The sequence below is a fragment of the Bacillus sp. FSL R5-0654 genome (assembly GCF_038008745.1).
Lineage (GTDB): Bacteria > Bacillota > Bacilli > Bacillales > Bacillaceae > Bacillus > Bacillus safensis.
The window spans coordinates 171,138-191,208 of the sequence record NZ_JBBOZV010000001.1 but is presented as its reverse complement, the minus strand read 5'-3'; the positions used below and the strand labels follow the sequence as shown (position 1 = coordinate 191,208).

The following is a 20,071-nucleotide window of genomic DNA, read 5'->3' as shown; positions in this document are numbered from 1 at the left end:
GAATCAAAGAACATCGTACGATCAAATCTATCATTTTCTAGTTCTTTTGACACAAAAACACCCCTTTAGAAACGATATCTAAAGGGGTATCAAAAATCCGATTTTATTTAATTCCTACTCCACCGTCACACTCTTCGCAAGGTTACGTGGTTTATCCACATCACACCCGCGGTGAAGGGCTGCGTAGTAAGCGATCAGCTGTAATGGGACAACAGATGCAAGTGGTGCAAGTGCTGGATGTACAGCTGGAAGGACGAAACGGTCGCCTTCGTCTTCTAGGCCTTTTAGTGAGATGACACATGGGTTTGCTCCGCGTGCAACGACTTCTTTGACGTTACCGCGAATGCTGAGGTTCACGTGCTCTTGTGTTGCAAGGGCAATGACCGGTGTGCCTTCTTCAATTAAAGCAATTGTGCCGTGTTTGAGTTCTCCTCCAGCAAAGCCTTCTGCTTGGATGTAAGAGATCTCTTTTAGCTTCAGTGAACCTTCAAGGCACACATAATAGTCAAGTCCTCTTCCGATAAAGAATGCGTTACGTGTCACTGTGAAGAAGTCACGAGCGATTTGTTCCATTTCATCCTTTTGATCGACAAGGGCTTCCATTGCGTTTGCTACAATACCAAGCTCTTTCACAAGATCAAAGTCAAGAGATTGACCATTTAATTCAGCTGCAACAGATGCAAGGATTGCAAGTACAGCGATTTGTGCTGTGTAGGCTTTTGTTGAAGCCACTGCGATTTCTGGTCCTGCATGAAGAAGCAATGTGAAGTCTGCTTCACGAGAAAGCGTAGATCCTGGTACGTTTGTGATCGTTAATGCTTTATGACCAAGCTCTTTGACTTGAACAAGTACAGCACGGCTGTCCGCAGTCTCCCCAGATTGAGAAAGGAAGATGAACAACGGTTTTTTCGATAGAAGCGGCATGTTGTAAGAGAATTCACTTGCTACATGGACTTCTACAGGTACTTTCGCCCAGTCTTCAATGTATTGTTTACCGACAAGTCCAGCATGGTAGCTCGTTCCGCAAGCCACAATGTATATGCGGTCTGCTTCTGCTACTGCGCTTGCGATATCGCCAGCGACTGACAGTTTGCCGTTTTCGTCTTGATATTCTTGGATGATTTTGCGCATAACAAGCGGCTGTTCATCCGTTTCTTTTAACATGTAGTGAGGATATGTGCCTTTCTCAATGTCGCTTGCATCAAGCTCAGCGATATAAGAAGGACGTGTCATGATATCACCGTCAAGGTTTTTAATGATGACCTCGTCTTTTGTGACAATGACCATTTCTTTATCCATTAATTCCGCATATTCGTTTGTTACTTGAAGCATCGCCATTGCGTCAGAAGCCACAACGTTGAATCCTTCGCCGAAACCAACCAATAATGGGCTTTTGTTTTTCGCCACATAGATTGTTTCTTTGTTTTCGTTATCGAAAAGGGCAATCGCGTAAGAGCCTTTTAGTTGAAGAAGCGTTTGACGGAAAGCTTCCTCTGTATCAAGACCTCTGTTTACAAATTGTTCGATGACTTGAACAACAACCTCTGTATCTGTGTCGCTTTTTAGTGTGACGTCTTGTAAATATTCGCGTGTCAATTGTACATAGTTCTCAATGACACCGTTATGAACAAGCGTAAAACGGCCAGAAGCACTTTGATGCGGATGCGCATTTAGATGGCTTGGTACACCGTGTGTTGCCCAGCGTGTATGTCCGATTCCTGCTGAAGATGCTACGTTTGCATCCACGACTTCACGAAGCTCAGCGATACGTCCTTTTTCTTTGAACACATGCACACCATCTTCGTTTGCCACAGCGATTCCTGCTGAATCATACCCGCGGTACTCAAGCTTCTCTAAACCTTTTAGTAAGATTTCCTTCGCATCATTCTGACCAATATAACCTACGATTCCACACATAAATATTCTTCCTCCCGATCATGTGAAAGGGACAAAGAAAGCCTACTAAAATAGAAGGGACATTTCTTCGTCCCTCTCTACATGTTTATTTTGGGAGATCATGTGTATTCCCTTTGTACAAAGAGTCACCTCTTTGGTTTAAAGAAACACTTACGGCTGTGATCTCTTTTTTTGATCAGCCGGGAGGCATCCGCCGAAAATTCGATAACCTCCATCCTCGTCAACTAAGCATCTTTCGTCCGATCGCTTAGTTCGGGCGCTATAATTATAAGAGAGTTTCTGAACATCTACCCTGCCTTTCCTGATAGAATAAAAATCCAGTAACACAAGGATGATTGTACTATAAGGTCTGACCTCCGTCAATCACAATTTAGCGGGTGATCCCCTTCATTTGAGAAAGTGAGACCTCCATACACTATATGCGATGAGGCTTGTCACGTTCTACCTTCGATGTGCTCTCCTATGTATGAAGGCAGCTTCAAATTGCCCTCGCTTATATCATTCGTATAGATCCATCCAATTATGTCGTTTATTCAAAAAAAAGCAAACCGCTGGCAGCGGTTTGCTTTCATCTATTACTCAATACCCATTTCTTCTTTCACAACAGCTGTAATTCGAGCCACATATTCATTACACAGCTCTTTTGTTTTCGCCTCTGCCATGACACGTACAAGCGGCTCTGTCCCCGATGGACGAACCAGGATACGGCCGTCACCATTCATCTCTTTTTCGACCTCTTGGATCACCGCTTTTACTTTTTCATTTTCTTCTACTTTATATTTATCAGACACTTTCACATTCACTAAAAGCTGCGGGAACTTTTCCATTTCCGCTGCAAGCTCTGATAATGTTTTTCCTGTCGCTTTGAGCGTATTCACAAGCATGATCGCAGAAAGCATGCCATCACCTGTCGTATTATAATCAAGGAAAATCAAATGACCTGACTGCTCGCCGCCGACATTATAGCCGTCTTTTTTCATCGCTTCGACCACATAGCGGTCACCAACAGCAGTTTGAATGCTCTTAATGCCTTGCTTCTCAAGCGCTTTATAGAAACCAAGGTTACTCATAACCGTTGACACGACGGTGTCATCCTTTAATCGGCCTTCATCCTTCAAATAACGTGCACATATGTACATAATTTGATCGCCGTCTACGATATCACCTTTTTCATCGACTGCAATTAAACGGTCACCGTCTCCATCAAACGCAAGACCAATATCTGCACCCTTCTCCTTCACAAAAGCAGAAAGTGCTTCTGGATGAGTGGAGCCTACACCATCATTGATATTCAATCCGTTTGGAGATGTTCCCATTGTAGACACATCAGCATCTAAATCTGCAAATAAATGTGTCGCTAGAGAAGAGGTTGCACCGTGTGCACAGTCAAGCGCCACGTGAATACCTGTAAAATCCTCGTCCGCTGTCTGCTTTAAGAATTGCAAGTATTTCTGACCGCCTTCAAAGTAGTCGTTCACCGTTCCAAGATCAGCTCCAACTGGGCGTGGTAATTGATCGACTGGCTGATCCATCAGCTGCTCAATTTCGTTTTCCTGTTCATCTGACAGCTTAAAGCCGTCACCGCCGAAGAATTTAATACCGTTGTCTTGAACTGGATTGTGTGAAGCAGAAATCATGACACCCGCTTCAGCATCCATTGCCTTCGTTAAATATGACACACCAGGTGTTGAGATCACACCTAGACGCATCACTTCAGCTCCAATTGAAAGCAAGCCTGCAACAAGCGCTCCTTCTAACATATGACCAGATACACGTGTGTCTCGACCAACGAGTACCTTTGGACGTTCTTTATCCTTCGTGAGCACATAGCCGCCAAATCTCCCAACTTTAAATGCGAGCTCTGGCGTTAATTCGCTATTCGCTACACCCCTTACACCATCAGTTCCAAAGTACTTGCCCATGTTTCAATCGCTCCTTTTTTACCATTCAAGAGGACGCTTCGTCCTCTTTTTTATCTTCTTTGACCCGCTGTCTTTGACTCGATTCTTTCTTTGCTTTATCTTGCGTGGATTCTTCTTTACTCTTCTCACCCTGATCATCGTCATCAGTTGATGCATCTTGTTGATCTTTTTGATCCTTCCGATCATTCGTCGAAGCCGGCTGATCCTCTGTATCAGTAGAAGTGAGTTTCACTTTGACCTTTGATCTCGATAATGTCCAAGTCACATTTTGAGGACCATTTACTTGAACTTTGACCTCATGGGTTCCTTCGTTCAAGTCCCCTGCATTGATATAGGCTTCAACATCTGAAGCCTTTAGTTTATCAATCGCACTCTTTGATCCCTTTGCTGTTAACGTGAGCCGTCCAGAAGAGGGGCTCACAAAATCAGAAGTGAGATCCTTGCTCAAACCCACGACAGAAATCGGTACATTATCGATCTTTTTTTCTTCAGCTGTTGCAACCTTCACTTTGATCTTAACGGTTTCGGGTGATACCTTTTTCACACCATCTGGCAGGGGAATATCGGCATCAATCTCCGTATCATCTTTGATCTTGCTTAGGTCCAGCTTGACGCCATCAATAAAATCAAGGGCATCCAGCACCTTTTGAGAGCCGTACACTGTGACCTCACTCGGGCTTGTCTCAATGCTTGAGATGCTGATCCCTTCTGGCAAGCTGCCCGTCCGCTCAATTTTAAAAGGGACCTTTTTGCTTGGACTAGAGATTGGGACCGTAATATCCACCACGGACGGACTTACTTCAACTGGCAGCTCATTCCCGCTGCTATCATACACAGTGAGCTTCGCTTCTTTTTCAATTTGCTGATCGACATCTTCTAAGTTCACAAAAGCTTTAATGACAGAAATTTTGTCGATGACATCCTTTGATCCAGTAACTGTGACCTTTTTCGGATTCACAATGGGCTGTTCAGGTGAATAGCCGTCTTTGATTTTATTTTGATTATAAAACTCGGTTTCAACAGGAAATTCAGCTGTCGTTTTTTCTTGTATCGTCACAGTCGTCACAGATGGATTAATCGATAGTGTGAGTCCCTTCGATACATCTCTTGCCTTCAGCTCCACTTTATGTGTACCTGTCGATAAGTTCTGCATGTCTGCGTAAATTTCAAAATTCTTTGTTTGTCTTGCTGTTTTCACAGCACTAGTTGATCCTTTAATCGTGACATTGACTGTCTGCGGCACACCAGTGACGACGTACTTCTCGTCATCATAATACGCTTTAACAGGAATGTCGGTTAAAGTTGCTTCATCTGTCGTCGATGTTGGGAAAAAGGATTCACCGATTTTTTTCGGCGTGGGCGCTTGCGCTGAATTGACTGCACCATACAGCAATAAAGCGAAGACCAATGCAAGAAGCTTAACGGCCCAGCGATTATTCAAAACCTTATCCATTTTTCTTGCCCCTCCAATACCATTTGGTCGAGGAAGCATCTTTGCTGTTCTTACTAAATTCAGCAATCAGCATTTCTTCAAGCGCTTCTTCTGTCAATTCTCGGTGGAGATCACCATTCCTTGCAACAGAAATACCGCCAGTTTCCTCAGAAACGATGACAGTTAAGCTGTCTGTCACTTCACTAATTCCGACTGCCGCCCTATGACGCGTCCCCAGCTCCTTAGAGATAAAAGGGCTTTCTGACAGCGGTAAATAGCAAGCTGCAGCTGCAATCTCATCCCGCTTCATAATGACAGCACCGTCATGAAGCGGTGTATTCGGAATGAAAATATTAATGAGCAGCTCTGAACTCACCTTTGCATTCAAAGGAATTCCTGTCTCTATGTAATCATTCATTCCGGTATCGCGCTCAATTGTCAGCAGCGCGCCGATTCTGCGTTTCGCCATATAGTTAATTGCTTTTGTAATTGCCTCGATCGTTTTCTGCTGCTGTTCCTCTACAGGTGTCCCGCTTCTTGAGAAGAAACGGCCGCGCCCAAGCTGCTCAAGCGCTCTCCTTAGCTCTGGCTGAAAAATAATAATGATCGCAAGGAATCCCCACGTAATCGCTTGATCCATCAGCCATTGAAGTGTGTTAAGACCGAGATACGCACTTCCCATCCTGACGAGAACAATGACCACAATTCCCTTTAAAAGCTGAACCGCTTTTGTTCCGCGGATGACCATCATTAATTTATATATCACATACCAAACAACGAGAATATCAACAGCATTACCGAGGTACTGCAAAAAAGGAATATCCCCTAAAGCCATTTCCTCGTCCTCCAGAATTTTCAGTTATTCTTCGTTTGATGCATTTTTTAATATAAAAATAGCCTATGTATCAATACATAGCGTGGCTATTATACCACATTTTGTTTCAGCAAGGAAAATAGTTGCCATATCTGGCTGAGTTGCTAGTATGCGTGAATCCCGCCAATGTATAGAAAAAGAGCAGCCCCCTTAGAGACTGCTCTTTAAGCCGATTGAGTTACTTTTGCTCCTCTGGCCCAATGACCCGCATTACGTTTTGTGCTGTTGATTTCATTTTGTACCAGATCCAATCAAATACTTCATTAATTTCATTAATTTGACCAGTGACTTGTCCGGCAGAAGCAGTCAACTGTTCCCCATTGACGACGGTGACATTTCCATCAACCTTGCCTTCTACAATCAGCTTGCCATTTTTGACAGTGACATCACCCTTTACGGTTTCCCCTTTAGGTACGGTCACTGTATCATTTTCAACGACGAGATTCGGCTGCTTTGACACACTGAAATTATGATCGGTATTCCAGCTCGTAAACAGACTGCCTCCCATTAAAATGAGAAAGAGGGCAGCTGCTACCATCAGCGGGTGAGCTTTGATCCATCTTTGAACCGACACACGCTTTTTCTCCTTTGGAAGACCTGCCATCACCTTTGCAGTGAAATCAGATGGTGCTTCTATATGAGATGTACTCTGCACTAGCGCGATGGATTTCTCAATTTGTTGAAAATGAGTACGGCACTCCTCACACGATTGCAGATGGCTTTTTAATTCTTTTTCGTCTTGGGGCTCAATGTCCCCGTCTAAATACTGATGCATAAGCTGGACGATTCTATCCTGACAGCTCATCAAAATCACCTCACTCAAAGGTCTCTCAACTGTTTCCGGAGAGCCTCTCTACCCCTGTGTATTCTCGTTTTCACCGTACCAACTGGTATATTCAGAATCTCACTAATTTCTTTTAACGAGAGTTCATCAATATACTTTAATACGATGACCGAACGATATTTGTCGGGTAATCTTAAAATTTTTTGCTGAATGGTACTCGATAATTCAAGAGACACCACCTCATCCTCTGGCAAAATGCCATCAGCAGCAATTTGAGAATACATATTTAATCCTTCTGTTCCTGCCACCTCTGCATCTAAATAATAATCCGGCTTTTTTTTGCGAATACGGTCGATGGTCAGGTTGGTTGCAATGCGGTACAGCCACGTGGAAAACTTGCGATTCACATCAAAGCTTTCGATATTCACATAAGCACGAATAAACGCCTCCTGCGCAATATCCTCCGCTTCATGTGCATTCCCAAGCATACGGTAGCACAGCTGATAAATTTTGTCTTTATACAGGTCTACGATGTCTGCAAATGCGTTCTGGTCGCCTTTTTTCACTTGCTTAATTCTCTTTTTAATCATTGTGTCCATAGTATATTCAACCTCTGCCTTCACCGGTCTTTATGTATACGAACCTCTTTCCAAAAGGTTTCATTCTCCTCTAAAAAATAGTGTAACAAATTTTTGACAGTGTGTTACGCTTATCAACCGGTAAAAACCTTAACATATCCTTAAATTTTCCCAAAACAAAAAAAAGAACGGGAACAAGTCCCGCTCTACAATAGCTTTTCACCCATTAATGAACCAATTAACGCAACTGCCGCTTCAGCGGTTTTGTTTTTCTCATCTAAAACCGGATTTACTTCAACAAATTCAGCAGACGTTAGAATACCCGCCTCCTCTAAAAGCTCCATTGCGAGATGACTCTCCCGGTAACTAATGCCGCCTGCTACCGGAGTACCTACACCAGGGCATTCCGCTGGATCTAATCCATCTAAATCAAGCGACAGATGGACACCATCGGTTCTCTCCTTTAGATACGCAATCGCTTCCTCCATCACCCTTGTCATCCCTAAACGATCAATTTCATGCATCGTATACACTTTAATGCCTTTCTCTCGAATCAATGCCCGCTCTCCTTCATCTAAAGATCGAGCACCAATTATAACGACATTTTCAGGCTTCAATTTAGGCGAATAACCGCCAATGTTCGTTAAATCAGCATGCCCAAAACCGAGACTGACAGCAAGCGGCATGCCATGAATATTTCCAGAAGGAGAGGTTTCCTCCGTATTCAAATCCCCGTGTGCATCATACCAAATGACACCTAAGTTTTCATAATGCTTGGCTACCCCAGCAAGTGTGCCAATCGCAATGCTGTGATCACCGCCTAAAATGAGCGGAAACGAACCAGATTGCACAATACTGTCAACCTTCTCAGCAAGCAGCTGATTTGCACCAGCATTCTCCGTCAAATTTTTTAGCTTTTCACTTGTATATAAACCTTTCTCATCATCTCTTTGTTCAACTGGAATATCTCCAAGATCCTCTACATCAAATGAGAGCGTTTCCAATTTTTCTTTTACGCCTGCACAACGAATCGCACTCGGGCCCATATCGACGCCCCTTCTCGTTTGACCCAAGTCCATTGGAACTCCAATAATCGTGACCTTCTTTTGCTCTCCCATATGTACATCCCCTTTCCGTTCATGCTTATATTTTACTTTCTTGATGCCTTCTGACTCAACTCGACAACATTTTGAATAGTTATACAGTCCCTCTGCCAACATAAAAAAAGACACCTTTTTCAAAAAGGTGTCTTAACTGGGCTAGCTGGATTCGAACCAACGCATGACGGAGTCAAAGTCCGTTGCCTTACCGCTTGGCTATAGCCCAAAAATGGTGGAGGGGGACGGATTCGAACCGCCGAACCCGGAGGGAGCGGATTTACAGTCCGCCGCGTTTAGCCACTTCGCTACCCCTCCACATATGGAATTGATAAAGAAAAAACAGTGCCGGCAAGAGGACTTGAACCCCCAACCTACTGATTACAAGTCAGTTGCTCTACCAGTTGAGCTACACCGGCATATGGTGGAGGATGACGGGCTCGAACCGCCGACCCTCTGCTTGTAAGGCAGATGCTCTCCCAGCTGAGCTAATCCTCCACATCATGGTGACCCGTACGGGATTCGAACCCGTGTTACCGCCGTGAAAGGGCGGTGTCTTAACCGCTTGACCAACGGGCCAGTTTGTCAAGTTTGTTGTTTCCGTGAAGCTGACAAAAGTTATTATATACAGGTTGTCCCCCTTTTGTAAAGGGGATTTTTATTTTTTTTATTTTCTAACTATTTACTCCCTATTCGTTCAACAATTTGACTGAAATATAATTTCAATATTCAAATATAATATTGAAATTTCATATCATACTCAATATACTGAAAATGAAGAAATAAGGAGGTATGTCACATGCAGCCATCTCAACTGCGTTCTTTGACAACAGAATCAAGAAACCCAAACACAATGGGAATTTCTCAAGCAGATCCGCTTGAAATACTCCAGATGATCAATGAAGAAGATATGAAGGTCGCTCAAGCAGTCAACCTTGTACTTCCACATGTCAAAACAGCAAGTGACTTTGCTTATGAGTCCATCTCAAATGGAGGCCGACTCGTTTATTTAGGCGCCGGAACAAGCGGCAGAATTGGCGTAATGGATGCTGTCGAATGTCCGCCAACCTATAGCGTCTCACCTGATGTCATTGTTGGCATCATGGCAGGCGGAGACTCAGCTTTTTCTCAAGCTGCCGAAGATGTGGAAGACAGTGAAGATGCCGGCAAACAGGATTTAGTACACATCCACCTGACATCAAAAGATACAGTCGTCGGTATTGCCGCAAGCGGCAGGACACCTTATATCATCGGCGCTTTAAACTACGCAAAGTCAATTGGAGCTAAAACAGTAGCACTCAGCTGCAATGAACAAGCAGAAATTAGCGAGCTTGCAGATTGCGCCATTGAGGTTATTGTAGGACCAGAAGCCATCACTGGGTCAACAAGAATGAAAGCAGCATCCGCTCATAAAATGATTTTAAATATGCTTTCCACCTCAGTCATGATCAGACAAGGCAAAGTATATGAAAACCTGATGGTTGATGTAAAAGTCAGCAATCATAAATTAAAAGAACGCGCCATCACCATCATTCAACATGTGACAAATGCTTCCTACGAACAAGCCGTGAAGACTCTTGAAGCAGCAGACTTAGAAGTCAAAACTGCCATCGTCATGCTTCAAACAAACACAGATAAGAAAACAGCCAAAGATTTACTTAACAAAACGAATGGCCATATTGACAAAGCGATCTCACGTTATCAATCCTAAAGGAGGCAGAGCTCATGTCAGCAGGTGGACTTACCCTACTACACACAATCAAATCAAAGCTTCCCCAATCTGAAAAAATCATTGCAGACTATATCCTTGCCCATCCAGACAAAGTCATTAAAAGTACAGTACACGAAATCAGTCAGGAAGCCGGCGCAAGCAGCTCTGCTGTCATCCGTCTTTGTAAATCTCTCGGGCTGGAGGGCTATCAAGATTTAAAAATGCGGATCGCTGGAGACTTGATGCATGACGATAAACAAGGCTACAGAGATATCGAACAAGATGAACCGCTTCAATCCATTATTCAAAAAACAGCAGGAAACTCGATTCAATCGATTAAGGACACCGCTTCTATTTTAAATGCAGATGCTTTAGAAAAGGCTGTTCAATTACTGCTGCATGCAAACCAAATTCATTTTATCGGTGTTGGTGCATCTGGCATCGTCGCAGCTGATGCCCAGCAGAAATTTCTCAGAATTAACTATGCAGCAACAGCCTTCACTGACATGCACATTGCATCTACGGTCATTGCAAATGCAGGAGAGAATGACATTGTGTTTGGTATCTCCTTTTCAGGAGAAACGTTAGACATCATTCAAGCCCTTCAGCTCGCAAAAGACAATCAAGTGAAAACCATTGCTTTAACACATCCAGGTCATACAAGCGTTTCTGCCTTATGTGATGTTCACCTATCGACGTCCGGTTCCAATGAAGCACCTTTTCGCAGTGCTGCCACTTCCTCTAGAATGGCACAGCTCTACTTAATTGATGTCTTGTTCCTCAGTTTAGCTTCTCGTCAATATGAAGAGACAGCCCAATATATTGACAAAACAAGGCATGCCATCCGCTCCATGAAACGAAAATCAAAGGGGGATTCAACATGAGTCATCAAAAGAAATATCAGCAGTTGGCGAAAGACATTCTTTCACTCTGTGGTGGTTCTGAAAATATCTCTTCCCATACACATTGTATGACAAGGCTCCGAATTACACCGATGGACAATGAAAAAGTTCACGTCACAGCAATCAAAGAACTCGATGGCGTCATTGGCGTCGTCGAAGCAGAAACGCTTCAAATCATTTTAGGCACTGGCGTTGTCAACCAAGTATCAAGTGCGTTTGAAGAGCTGCTAAATGCCTCTGGCTCTTATGATTTAAACAACGAAGCACAAAAAAACAAGCAAGCCATTTCACAAAAGAACCGCACCCCGTTCAAGCTGTTCTTACGTCGGATTGCCAGCATTTTCATCCCAATCATTCCGGCACTAGTTGCCTCAGGTCTGATTACCGGGATAACAAAAGCAATCGTGCAAGCAGGCTGGCTTGACGAAAAATCTCAAGCTGCGATTATTTTAACGGTTATCGGTTCTGGCCTTTTCGCTTATCTCGGGATATTAGTCGGGACAAATGCCGCAAAGGAATTTGGAGGCTCTCCTGCATTAGGCGCATTAGCTGGTATCCTTATTATTAACCCAGCCTCCGCAGACATTATGTTATTTGGCACAAACATTCTACCAGGCAGAGGCGGACTCATCGGTGTTCTTCTAGCCGCCATCTTTATGGCACTTGTGGAAACCCGAATTAGACGCTTCGTCCCGCAATCACTTGATATCATCGTCACACCAACCATCACACTACTCATTACAGGTATTTTCACGTACGTTGTCTTCATGCCAGTCGGCGGATTTATATCTGATGCCATCACCTCAGGACTGACTTATCTATTGAATATGGGCGGAATTTTCGCAGGATTTGTTCTTGGTGCTACCTTCCTCCCACTTGTTGTAACAGGACTTCACCAAGGGCTGACACCGATTCATATGGAACTCATCAATTCAATTGGAGATGACCCGCTTCTGCCAATTCTCGCTATGGGCGGTGCAGGACAGGTAGGCGCTGCATTCGCCATTTATATGAAAACAAAAAAGAAAAAGCTCAAAAGAGCCATTGCTGGTGGACTTCCTTCAGGGATGCTGGGCATTGGCGAACCACTCATTTTTGGTGTCACACTCCCGCTGGGACGACCATTTCTCACCGCTTGTCTTGGTGCAGGAATCGGCGGCGCATTTCAAGCCTACTTCCAAATTGCGACGAAAGCCATCGGAGTATCCGGTCTTCCATTAACCTTTATTGTTCACACACATCAAATGCTTCTTTACTTAATTGGACTATTCATCGCATATGTTGCTGGATTTTTCTTCACATACTTATTTGGGTTTCATGATGATATGGCTGTTGAATTCGAGGATCACAATCAATAAGGAGGTCTAGACCTTGAAGAAATGTTTTCTTTTGATCACATGTCTGCTCATGCTCCTTGGGTTACCAGTACAAACATTTGCAACTAGCTCCCATCCTGTATCGTCTTTGTCTAAAACAGCTCATGAAGAATATCCCGTCTTAAAAAAAGCAAAACGACCGGAACAAGTAGGTGTTTCTTCCAGGCAGCTGAGGAAGGTTGATCAAATGATTCAAAATGACATCAAAGCAGGATTTCCAGGAGCCGCTCTCATCATTATCAAGGACGGAAAGATCGTTCATCAAAAAGCCTATGGCTACCGGCAAAAATATGATGGCACAACAGAACTCAAATCGTATAAAAAAATGAAAAAAGATACACTATTCGATTTGGCATCCAATACAAAAATGTATGCGACCAACTATGCCCTGCAAAAGCTTGTCTACGAGAAAAAACTTGATGTCAACGAAAAAATACAGACCATCCTTCCAGATTTTCAGGATGAACCTGATGCAAAGGTAACCGGTAAAGACCAGCTTCGGGTAAAAGATCTTCTCACCCATTCTGCGGGTCTCCCTTCCAGTGTCTTATTTTATAGCAAAGAATCAGCTGGCTCTTTTTTCTCTCAAGACAGAAAAACAACGATGAAATGGCTGCCAAAGGTACCGCTGCAATACAAGCCAGGTACCCAGCACATTTATAGTGACATTGATTACATGCTGCTAGGCATGATCATCGAGAAAAAAACAGGCATGCCTCTTGATCAATATGTCGAGTCAACGATTTATCGGCCGCTAGGTCTCAAACATACAATGTTCAATCCGCTGCAAAAAGGGTTCAAGCCGAAACATTTTGCAGCAACTGAACGTTTAGGCAATTCACGAGACGGTGTCATCGATTTTGAAAACATCCGACGGTACACCCTGCTAGGTGAAGTACACGACGAGAAAGCATATTACTCAATGGCGGGTATCTCCGGCCACGCTGGACTTTTCTCGAATACCTCAGATATGGCCGTGCTGCTTCAGCTGATGCTTAATAAAGGAGGCTATGGAAAAACAACCATTTTTGATCAGGCTTCTATCGATCTCTTTACAGCCTCATCTGATACGAACCCAACTTACGGGCTAGGCTGGCGAAAAAACGGTCATACTGACATGGAATGGATGTTTGGAAAATATGCAAGTAACGAAGCCTATGGGCATACTGGCTGGACCGGCACAATGACGTTGATTGATCCTAAACACAATTTAGGTGTCGTGTTGCTGACGAATAAGAAACATTCACCCGTTGTTTCACCAGAAACAAATCCTAATCAATTTGAAGGCGACCTGTTCCCAACTGGTACTTATGGAAGCATCATGACCGCAATCTACGAATCTTTTCAGTAAAAGGAGGAATTCGATGTTGAAAGCTCTCTTCCCCGCTGCACTGGTTTTAGCCCTGCTAACCTCTTCCATTCCAACGGAAAAGGTTAGCTCTGCCTCTCTGCCAACCGCTAAACAAATGGTTCAAGACATGTCACTGGATGAAAAGATAGGTCAAATGCTCATGCCGGACTTTCGCAATTGGCAAACAAAAGATGAATCCGCACCTACAGGCTTCACAAAGATGAATAACGAAGTATCTCATCTTGTAGAAAAATATCATCTAGGCGGTGTCATCTTATTTGCCGAGAATGTGGTTGATACAAAACAAACCGTGAAACTCACCCATGAATTTCAAAAAGCATCACCAAACATTCCTTTACTCATTTCCATTGATCAAGAAGGCGGAATCGTCACAAGGTTACAAAAGGGAACACATTTCCCAGGAAATATGTCGATTGGTGCCTCTAGAAGCAAAAAAAATGCATATGACACAGGAAAAATCATCGGAAAAGAATTAAACGCCTTAGGCATCAATACAAACTTCTCTCCTGTGCTTGATGTGAATAATAACCCAAACAACCCCGTCATTGGTGTCCGTTCCTTTAGCTCTGATCCTGCTCTTGTCTCTAGACTTGGCCTTCAAACCATGAAAGGACTTCAAAAGGAAAAGACCATTTCCACACTAAAACATTTCCCGGGACATGGTGATACAGCCGTCGATAGTCACTACGGCTTGCCGCTCGTAGAGCATGACCTAGATCGTTTAAAAAAGGTTGAGCTGTATCCGTTCCAACAAGCGATCAATGCTGGTGCAGATATGGTCATGACCGCTCATGTGCAATTTCCTGCCATTGATGACACAACGTATCGAAGCAAAAAAGATGGCGAGGACATCATGGTTCCAGCAACCTTATCAAAAAAAGTTATCACAAACTTATTAAAAGAAGAGATGGGCTTTCAAGGTGTTGTTGTGACAGACGCTCTAAATATGAAAGCGATTGCAGATAATTTCGGACAGGAAGAAGCCGTAGTGATGGCCATTAAAGCAGGCGTCGACATCGCTCTCATGCCAGCACCAGTCACCTCATTAAAAACAGAGAAAAACCTAGAGAATGTATTCAATGCTGTCAAACAAGCGATTTTAAAGAAAGAGATTCCGATGTCGCAGATTAACGAATCTGTCGAAAAAATTCTTCAATTGAAAATCAAACGCGGCATTATTTCCTCCAAAAAACCAATCAGTCTTGAGAAAAAAATCAAAAAAGCCACTCAAGTCGTCGGGAAAAAGTCGCACCTTAAAGCAGAACAAAAAATGGCACGTGAAGGAATCACCCTGCTTAAAAACAACAAAAAGACCTTACCTTTCAAGCCTAAAAAGAATGACAAAATCGTGGTCATGGCACCTTACGAAGATCAGACTAAAGCAATGTCTGTCACAGTCGAATCTCTCATGAAACAAAAAAAGATCAAGCCTGTACGCATCCAGTCATATGCTTTTGCGGATAAAACGTTCACCAAAGATACAGCCAAACTGATTCAAGAAGCTGACTATGTCATCACTGGCTCTTACGTTGTCCAAAATGATCCAGCTGTGAATGATGGCGTAATTGATGACAATGTCCAGGATCCGAAAAAATGGGCAACTGCCTTCCCTCGTGCTGTCATGAAAGAAGCAGCAGCACAAAACAAAAAAATGGTCATCATGAGCCTTAGAAATCCTTATGATGCGGCAAATTTTGAAGAAGCCGATGCCTTACTAGCTGTGTACGGTTTTAAAGGCTACTCAAACGGACAATTCAATCAGCCAAATATTCCTGCTGGACTAGAAGTGATATTTGGAGCTGCATCACCTAAAGGGAAACTGCCAGTTGATATCCCATCTGTCACTCATCCAAATCAAACCCTTTACCCATTCGGCTATGGACTCAACTTGAAAGGGAAACAGATCAAATAGGAGGGATTCTCTTGAAAAAAGCAGCAAGCTTCATACTCGCAAGTATTCTCATGATTAGCACCTTGACCGCCGCCTCTCCCGCAGATCAAGAACGAACAGACACAAAAGGAAAAAAAGCAGCAGTCAAAACAGGGATCGAAACACTACTCTCAAGCAATCTTTCATGGCTAAAAGGGAAAAGAGTTGGTCTCATTACCAATCCGACTGGTATTGATGCAAATATGAAAAGCAGTGTCGATCTCCTATTTGAACATCCAAATATCAAGCTAACTGCTTTATATGGACCTGAACACGGCGTACGCGGCGATGCACAAGCAGGAGAAGGTGTCGAATCCTATACCGATGAAAAAACAGGTCTTCCTGTTTACTCTCTTTATGGAAAAACAAGAAAACCAACTCCTGAAATGCTGAAAAATGTAGATATTCTGCTGTTTGATATTCAAGACGTTGGTGCTCGTTATTACACCTATATTTACACAATGGCCTATGCGATGGAAGCTGCTAAGGAAAACAACATTCCCTTTGTTGTCCTAGACCGCCCAAATCCCATTGGCGGACTAAAAGTAGAAGGACCTGTTTTAGAGCCTGAACACGCCTCATTTGTAGGGCTCTATCCAATCCCATTAAGACATGGAATGACCACTGGTGAGCTTGCAAACCTGTTTAACAAAGAGTTTCATATCAATGCTGATGTAACAGTCGTCAAAATGAAAAATTGGAAGCGGTCCATGACATTCGATGATACAAAGCTGCCGTTCGTCCTTCCTTCTCCTAACATGCCAACAGTGGATAGTACTTTTGTATATCCTGCCACAGGATTAATTGAAGGCACAAATGTCTCTGAAGGCAGAGGAACGACAAAACCATTCGAGCTCATTGGTGCACCATATATCAATAGCAGCGAGCTGGCAGATCACTTAAATCAGCTAAAACTAAAAGGCGTTCAATTTAGACCTGTGTCATTCACCCCCACATTTTCTAAACATGCCGGTACACTATCTCATGGTGTGCAATTATACGTCACAGACCGCTCATCCTTCGAAGCGGTGAAAACGGGGTTATCCATTATCAAAGCAATACATGATTTATACCCTAATGACTTTCAGTTCCTTCAAACAGGCAGCTTTGACAAACTCATTGGGAATGGCTGGATGAAAGAAGAGATCAATAAAGGAACTTCCGTCAAACACATTATGAAACGCTATCATCACGACCTCAAAACATTCGAAAAGAAGCGAAAAAAATATCTCATCTATTAAATCACAGAAAAAACCTCCATCTATCAAAGGATGGAGGTTTTTTCATGAGAAAGATTTGGTCACAGCAGGTGCTTTCAGCTCAAAACGATTGAGTAAGAAACCAAACAAGGCAGCAAGCACTTGCTGAAACAGCATGCCGATCACCACAGGAACAGCGACAGCTGGCGGGAAAAAGCTAATGGCAAGCACAGCCCCCGCACTAATGTTTCTCATACCGCCCGTATACACGATGGCCACAATCTCTCCTTGAGTACATTTCATCGTCTTTCCAATCAACCATGCAAACGCATATCCGCTCATCGCAATGAGAAACACAGTCGCTGCCTTGCTAAAAAATGCGGCATCCAGTTCACGCAAGTATGGCGCAACAACAGAACTGTTAATCGACACCACTACAAACAAGCCTATTTTTGAAAAAGGTGACAGTGTCTGACTGATCATTTTCGTCACAGCAGGCTTTGCATAGTGACGAACGAGCATCCCTAAAATAGATGGAAGCACCACCATCCCAAACAGCCCTTTCATGATCGCGACCATGTCCATATGAACCTGTGTACCGGCTAAAAGTGACAAACTGGCTGGCACAATCAATGGCGAAAGCAATGTATCAATTAAAATAATGGATAACGTTAACCCAACATTCCCCTTATACATTGCCGCCCATATTAAACTAGAAACTCCTGTGGGAATCACCATTGCAAGTGTCAAACCGGTGATCGTCATGGCATCACCCGCAAATATGAGATGTCCCGCTGACCAAGCATAAAGAGGCATCAACACGTGTAAAATCATAAACGATAAAATCAAAGGCAATGGGTGCATCACCGTATGCTTTAAAGCCGAAAAAGTAGAAGACAAACTCCCTGCAAAGGTCATCACAGCAAATACCCATGGCACCAAAAACGTAAAATCCTTTAAATAGGCCGCCAACAAAACACCGAGTAACACACTAAAAGGTGTAATGAGCGGCATCATCCGGCCGAGCACTTGATTCAAACGCACAAGCATGCCGGCCACCTCCATCCCTTCACTTTCTTACCTTTTCTATTGTAACAGACAGAAAGGCCTTTTTAAGAACCATTCACTTGTTTCACAAGCTTTTGACTTGATGTATCCATTCCAACTACGTCCACCTGGACGCCATTTGCTTGATACCTTTCCTTTATACGTTCTATCGCTGCTACGCCTGATTCATCCCATATACGTGCTTCAGACAAATCAATCACAACAGATTGGAGTTCTTTCTCCTGATGGAAAGCTTGGATCAAATCAGTGACAGAAGCAAAGAAAATTTGTCCTTTAACTCGATATTCCCAAGTACCTGCCTGGCTTTCTTTAGACGTAATATGAAGCTTCGATATCTTTGCGACAAAGAATATCGCACTAAGCAGTACACCTGCAAAAACGCCTTTTGATAAATCATGAGTCAACACCACCGTCACGACCGTGACAACCATCACAATAGAATCTGTTTTCGGGTTCTTTTTTAGCTGCTGAAAGGAACTCCAATCAAATGTGCCAATGGAAACCATGAACATCACAGCCACTAGAGCAGCCATCGGAATTTGAACCACGACATCACCTAGTACAAAAATCAGCACCATTAAAAAAGCACCCGCTACAAAGGTAGAAAGCCGGCCTCGTCCTCCTGCCTTCGTATTAATCACAGATTGGCCAATCATCGCACAGCCAGCCATACCACCAAAGAATCCCGCAACCACATTGGCAATCCCTTGACCTCTCGCTTCCTTGTTCTTATTACTAGACGTCTCTGTCATATCATCGACAATCTGTGCGGTTAAAAGAGACTCAAGTAAACCAACCATCGCAAGTGCTAAAGAATAAGGAAAAATGATAGCAAGTGTTTCCCAGTTAAATGGAACTTGAGGTATCAGAAAAACAGGCAAAGAACTAGGAAGCTCTCCCATATCTCCAACTGTTCTAACATCAATATGTCCAAATACAGCCAATATCGTCATTACAATAATGGCAATGAGTGGGGAAGGTATCACCTTTATCACCATAGGCAATAAATAAATGATCAGCAAGGCGCCCCCTGTCATCATATACATAGCCATTGATTCCCCAACGAAATGTGGAAGCTGAGCCATGAAGATCATAATAGCCAACGCATTGACAAAGCCAACCATGACGGACCTCGGAATAAATTTCATCAAACGAGACACTCGGCACAATCCAAACACAATTTGAATCAAACCCGTCAAAATCGTAGCTGCAAACAAATATTGCAACCCATGATCAGCGACCAAGTTAACCATGACGAGTGCCATAGCCCCTGTTGCAGCCGAAATCATGCCTGGGCGTCCACCAACAAACGAAATCACAATCGCGATACAAAATGATGCATACAAGCCGACCTTCGGATCAACGCCCGCAATAATCGAAAATGCAATTGCCTCAGGAATTAAAGCCAGTGCGACTAATATACCCGCAAGCACGTCCTGACGTACATGTCCAAACCATTCTTGCTTTACAAATAAATCTTTCAAACCATCTACTCCTTTTTATATACATACCGTACATGGAAAAAGAAGATCAACTATACTGGAGATAAAGAAAGGAAAAAAACGATACTTCACTTTCGGGGGAAAAGAGGAACGTACAGAGTCTTTTAATATAGAGGATATCACTTTAGTAAGAATAAAAGAAAGAGAATGAAGAATCAAGAACAAAAAGAAGGAGATAAGTAAAAAATCGTTGCAGCACTTCTGTGCAAGCCGTTTTATTCTCTTTCCTAATGTCATCAGTCTACTGATCATCGAGCAGTTCAATATGTATATAAACAAACAAAAAAAGCCTTCTCATCATCGAGAAACCTTGTCATATCAACATATAGAGGAAAGCTTCCAAGCGGGCTCGAACCGCTGACCTCTTCCTTACCATGGAAGTGCTCTACCTACTGAGCTATGGAAGC

Annotated in this window: 15 protein-coding genes and 6 tRNA genes; 6 read left to right on the top strand and 15 right to left on the bottom strand. The window is 43.2% G+C overall.

Annotation, left to right across the window (positions count from 1 at the left end):
* Positions 1-114: 114 nt before the first annotated feature.
* From glmS to NSS76_RS01035, 12 genes are all read right to left on the bottom strand, one after another.
* Entirely contained in the window at positions 115-1,917 is a 1,803-nt protein-coding gene (gene glmS / locus NSS76_RS01090; protein WP_073203523.1) for a glutamine--fructose-6-phosphate transaminase (isomerizing), read from the bottom strand.
* Between the two features lie 575 nt (positions 1,918-2,492).
* Positions 2,493-3,839, bottom strand: coding sequence for a phosphoglucosamine mutase (gene glmM / locus NSS76_RS01085; RefSeq protein WP_034284242.1), 1,347 nt, complete (start codon positions 3,837-3,839; stop codon positions 2,493-2,495).
* A gap of 25 nt (positions 3,840-3,864) precedes the next feature.
* Positions 3,865-5,292, bottom strand: a complete 1,428-nt coding sequence (locus NSS76_RS01080) for a CdaR family protein (protein WP_073203520.1) — start codon at positions 5,290-5,292, stop codon at positions 3,865-3,867.
* The gene (gene cdaA, locus NSS76_RS01075; protein ID WP_008344027.1) at positions 5,285-6,106 is read right to left on the bottom strand and encodes a diadenylate cyclase CdaA; all 822 of its coding nucleotides are present in this window, start codon (positions 6,104-6,106) and stop codon (positions 5,285-5,287) included. The genes NSS76_RS01080 and cdaA overlap by 8 nt, the downstream gene beginning before the upstream one ends.
* Positions 6,107-6,323: 217 nt before the next feature.
* A complete protein-coding gene (gene rsiW, locus NSS76_RS01070; RefSeq protein ID WP_024424448.1) occupies positions 6,324-6,950 on the bottom strand; it encodes an anti-sigma-W factor RsiW in 627 nt (208 codons plus the stop codon).
* Positions 6,951-6,964: 14 nt separating this feature from the next.
* Entirely contained in the window at positions 6,965-7,528 is a 564-nt protein-coding gene (gene sigW / locus NSS76_RS01065; protein ID WP_024424449.1) for an RNA polymerase sigma factor SigW, read from the bottom strand.
* A gap of 185 nt (positions 7,529-7,713) precedes the next feature.
* The gene (rocF, locus tag NSS76_RS01060) at positions 7,714-8,625 is read right to left on the bottom strand and encodes an arginase (RefSeq protein WP_024424450.1); all 912 of its coding nucleotides are present in this window, start codon (positions 8,623-8,625) and stop codon (positions 7,714-7,716) included.
* A gap of 136 nt (positions 8,626-8,761) precedes the next feature.
* A tRNA-Gln gene (locus NSS76_RS01055) sits at positions 8,762-8,833 on the bottom strand.
* A 4-nt stretch (positions 8,834-8,837) separates the two neighbouring features.
* Positions 8,838-8,922, bottom strand: a tRNA-Tyr gene (locus NSS76_RS01050).
* A gap of 28 nt (positions 8,923-8,950) precedes the next feature.
* Positions 8,951-9,023: transfer RNA gene (locus tag NSS76_RS01045), tRNA-Thr, on the bottom strand.
* A 3-nt stretch (positions 9,024-9,026) separates the two neighbouring features.
* Positions 9,027-9,102, bottom strand: a tRNA-Val gene (locus tag NSS76_RS01040).
* A gap of 6 nt (positions 9,103-9,108) precedes the next feature.
* Positions 9,109-9,183, bottom strand: a tRNA-Glu gene (locus tag NSS76_RS01035).
* A gap of 220 nt (positions 9,184-9,403) precedes the next feature.
* Here NSS76_RS01035 and murQ point away from each other — a divergent pair.
* From murQ to NSS76_RS01005, 6 genes are read left to right on the top strand one after another with little or no spacing between them, the layout of a single operon-like run.
* The gene (gene murQ, locus NSS76_RS01030) at positions 9,404-10,315 is read left to right on the top strand and encodes an N-acetylmuramic acid 6-phosphate etherase (RefSeq protein WP_024424451.1); all 912 of its coding nucleotides are present in this window, start codon (positions 9,404-9,406) and stop codon (positions 10,313-10,315) included.
* A 14-nt stretch (positions 10,316-10,329) separates the two neighbouring features.
* Entirely contained in the window at positions 10,330-11,199 is an 870-nt protein-coding gene (locus NSS76_RS01025) for a MurR/RpiR family transcriptional regulator (RefSeq protein ID WP_024424452.1), read from the top strand.
* Entirely contained in the window at positions 11,196-12,575 is a 1,380-nt protein-coding gene (locus NSS76_RS01020) for a PTS transporter subunit EIIC (protein WP_024424453.1), read from the top strand. Before NSS76_RS01025 ends, NSS76_RS01020 begins: the two co-directional genes overlap by 4 nt.
* 13 nt (positions 12,576-12,588) lie before the next feature.
* A complete protein-coding gene (pbp4b, locus tag NSS76_RS01015) occupies positions 12,589-13,944 on the top strand; it encodes a penicillin binding protein PBP4B (RefSeq protein ID WP_073203515.1) in 1,356 nt (451 codons plus the stop codon).
* A 13-nt stretch (positions 13,945-13,957) separates the two neighbouring features.
* The gene (locus NSS76_RS01010) at positions 13,958-15,877 is read left to right on the top strand and encodes a glycoside hydrolase family 3 protein (protein ID WP_133744672.1); all 1,920 of its coding nucleotides are present in this window, start codon (positions 13,958-13,960) and stop codon (positions 15,875-15,877) included.
* Between the two features lie 50 nt (positions 15,878-15,927).
* A complete protein-coding gene (locus NSS76_RS01005) occupies positions 15,928-17,136 on the top strand; it encodes an exo-beta-N-acetylmuramidase NamZ family protein (protein ID WP_411908535.1) in 1,209 nt (402 codons plus the stop codon).
* 42 nt (positions 17,137-17,178) lie between these two features.
* Here NSS76_RS01005 and NSS76_RS01000 read toward each other — a convergent pair whose 3' ends face one another.
* The 3 genes from NSS76_RS01000 to NSS76_RS00990 form a co-directional block, all read right to left on the bottom strand.
* Positions 17,179-18,144 (bottom strand): bile acid:sodium symporter family protein, encoded by a 966-nt coding sequence (locus tag NSS76_RS01000; RefSeq protein ID WP_024424456.1) that lies wholly within the window; start codon positions 18,142-18,144, stop codon positions 17,179-17,181.
* Between the two features lie 62 nt (positions 18,145-18,206).
* Positions 18,207-19,646, bottom strand: coding sequence for a SulP family inorganic anion transporter (locus NSS76_RS00995; RefSeq protein ID WP_341080060.1), 1,440 nt, complete (start codon positions 19,644-19,646; stop codon positions 18,207-18,209).
* A gap of 352 nt (positions 19,647-19,998) precedes the next feature.
* A tRNA-Thr gene (locus NSS76_RS00990) sits at positions 19,999-20,071 on the bottom strand.

Excerpts from the sequence above, each read along its gene's own strand:
- cdaA (WP_008344027.1), bottom strand. The coding sequence starts at position 6,106 with ATGGCTTTAGGGGATATTCCTTTTTTGCAGTACCTCGGTAATGCTGTT.
- glmM (WP_034284242.1), bottom strand. The coding sequence starts at position 3,839 with ATGGGCAAGTACTTTGGAACTGATGGTGTAAGGGGTGTAGCGAATAGC.
- NSS76_RS01000 (WP_024424456.1), bottom strand. The coding sequence starts at position 18,144 with ATGCTTGTGCGTTTGAATCAAGTGCTCGGCCGGATGATGCCGCTCATT.
- NSS76_RS01025 (WP_024424452.1), top strand. The coding sequence starts at position 10,330 with ATGTCAGCAGGTGGACTTACCCTACTACACACAATCAAATCAAAGCTT.
- murQ (WP_024424451.1), top strand. The coding sequence starts at position 9,404 with ATGCAGCCATCTCAACTGCGTTCTTTGACAACAGAATCAAGAAACCCA.
- rsiW (WP_024424448.1), bottom strand. The coding sequence starts at position 6,950 with ATGAGCTGTCAGGATAGAATCGTCCAGCTTATGCATCAGTATTTAGAC.
- NSS76_RS01010 (WP_133744672.1), top strand. The coding sequence starts at position 13,958 with ATGTTGAAAGCTCTCTTCCCCGCTGCACTGGTTTTAGCCCTGCTAACC.
- NSS76_RS01020 (WP_024424453.1), top strand. The coding sequence starts at position 11,196 with ATGAGTCATCAAAAGAAATATCAGCAGTTGGCGAAAGACATTCTTTCA.
- sigW (WP_024424449.1), bottom strand. The coding sequence starts at position 7,528 with ATGGACACAATGATTAAAAAGAGAATTAAGCAAGTGAAAAAAGGCGAC.
- NSS76_RS01080 (WP_073203520.1), bottom strand. The coding sequence starts at position 5,292 with ATGGATAAGGTTTTGAATAATCGCTGGGCCGTTAAGCTTCTTGCATTG.
- rocF (WP_024424450.1), bottom strand. The coding sequence starts at position 8,625 with ATGGGAGAGCAAAAGAAGGTCACGATTATTGGAGTTCCAATGGACTTG.
- glmS (WP_073203523.1), bottom strand. The coding sequence starts at position 1,917 with ATGTGTGGAATCGTAGGTTATATTGGTCAGAATGATGCGAAGGAAATC.
- NSS76_RS01005 (WP_411908535.1), top strand. The coding sequence starts at position 15,928 with ATGATTAGCACCTTGACCGCCGCCTCTCCCGCAGATCAAGAACGAACA.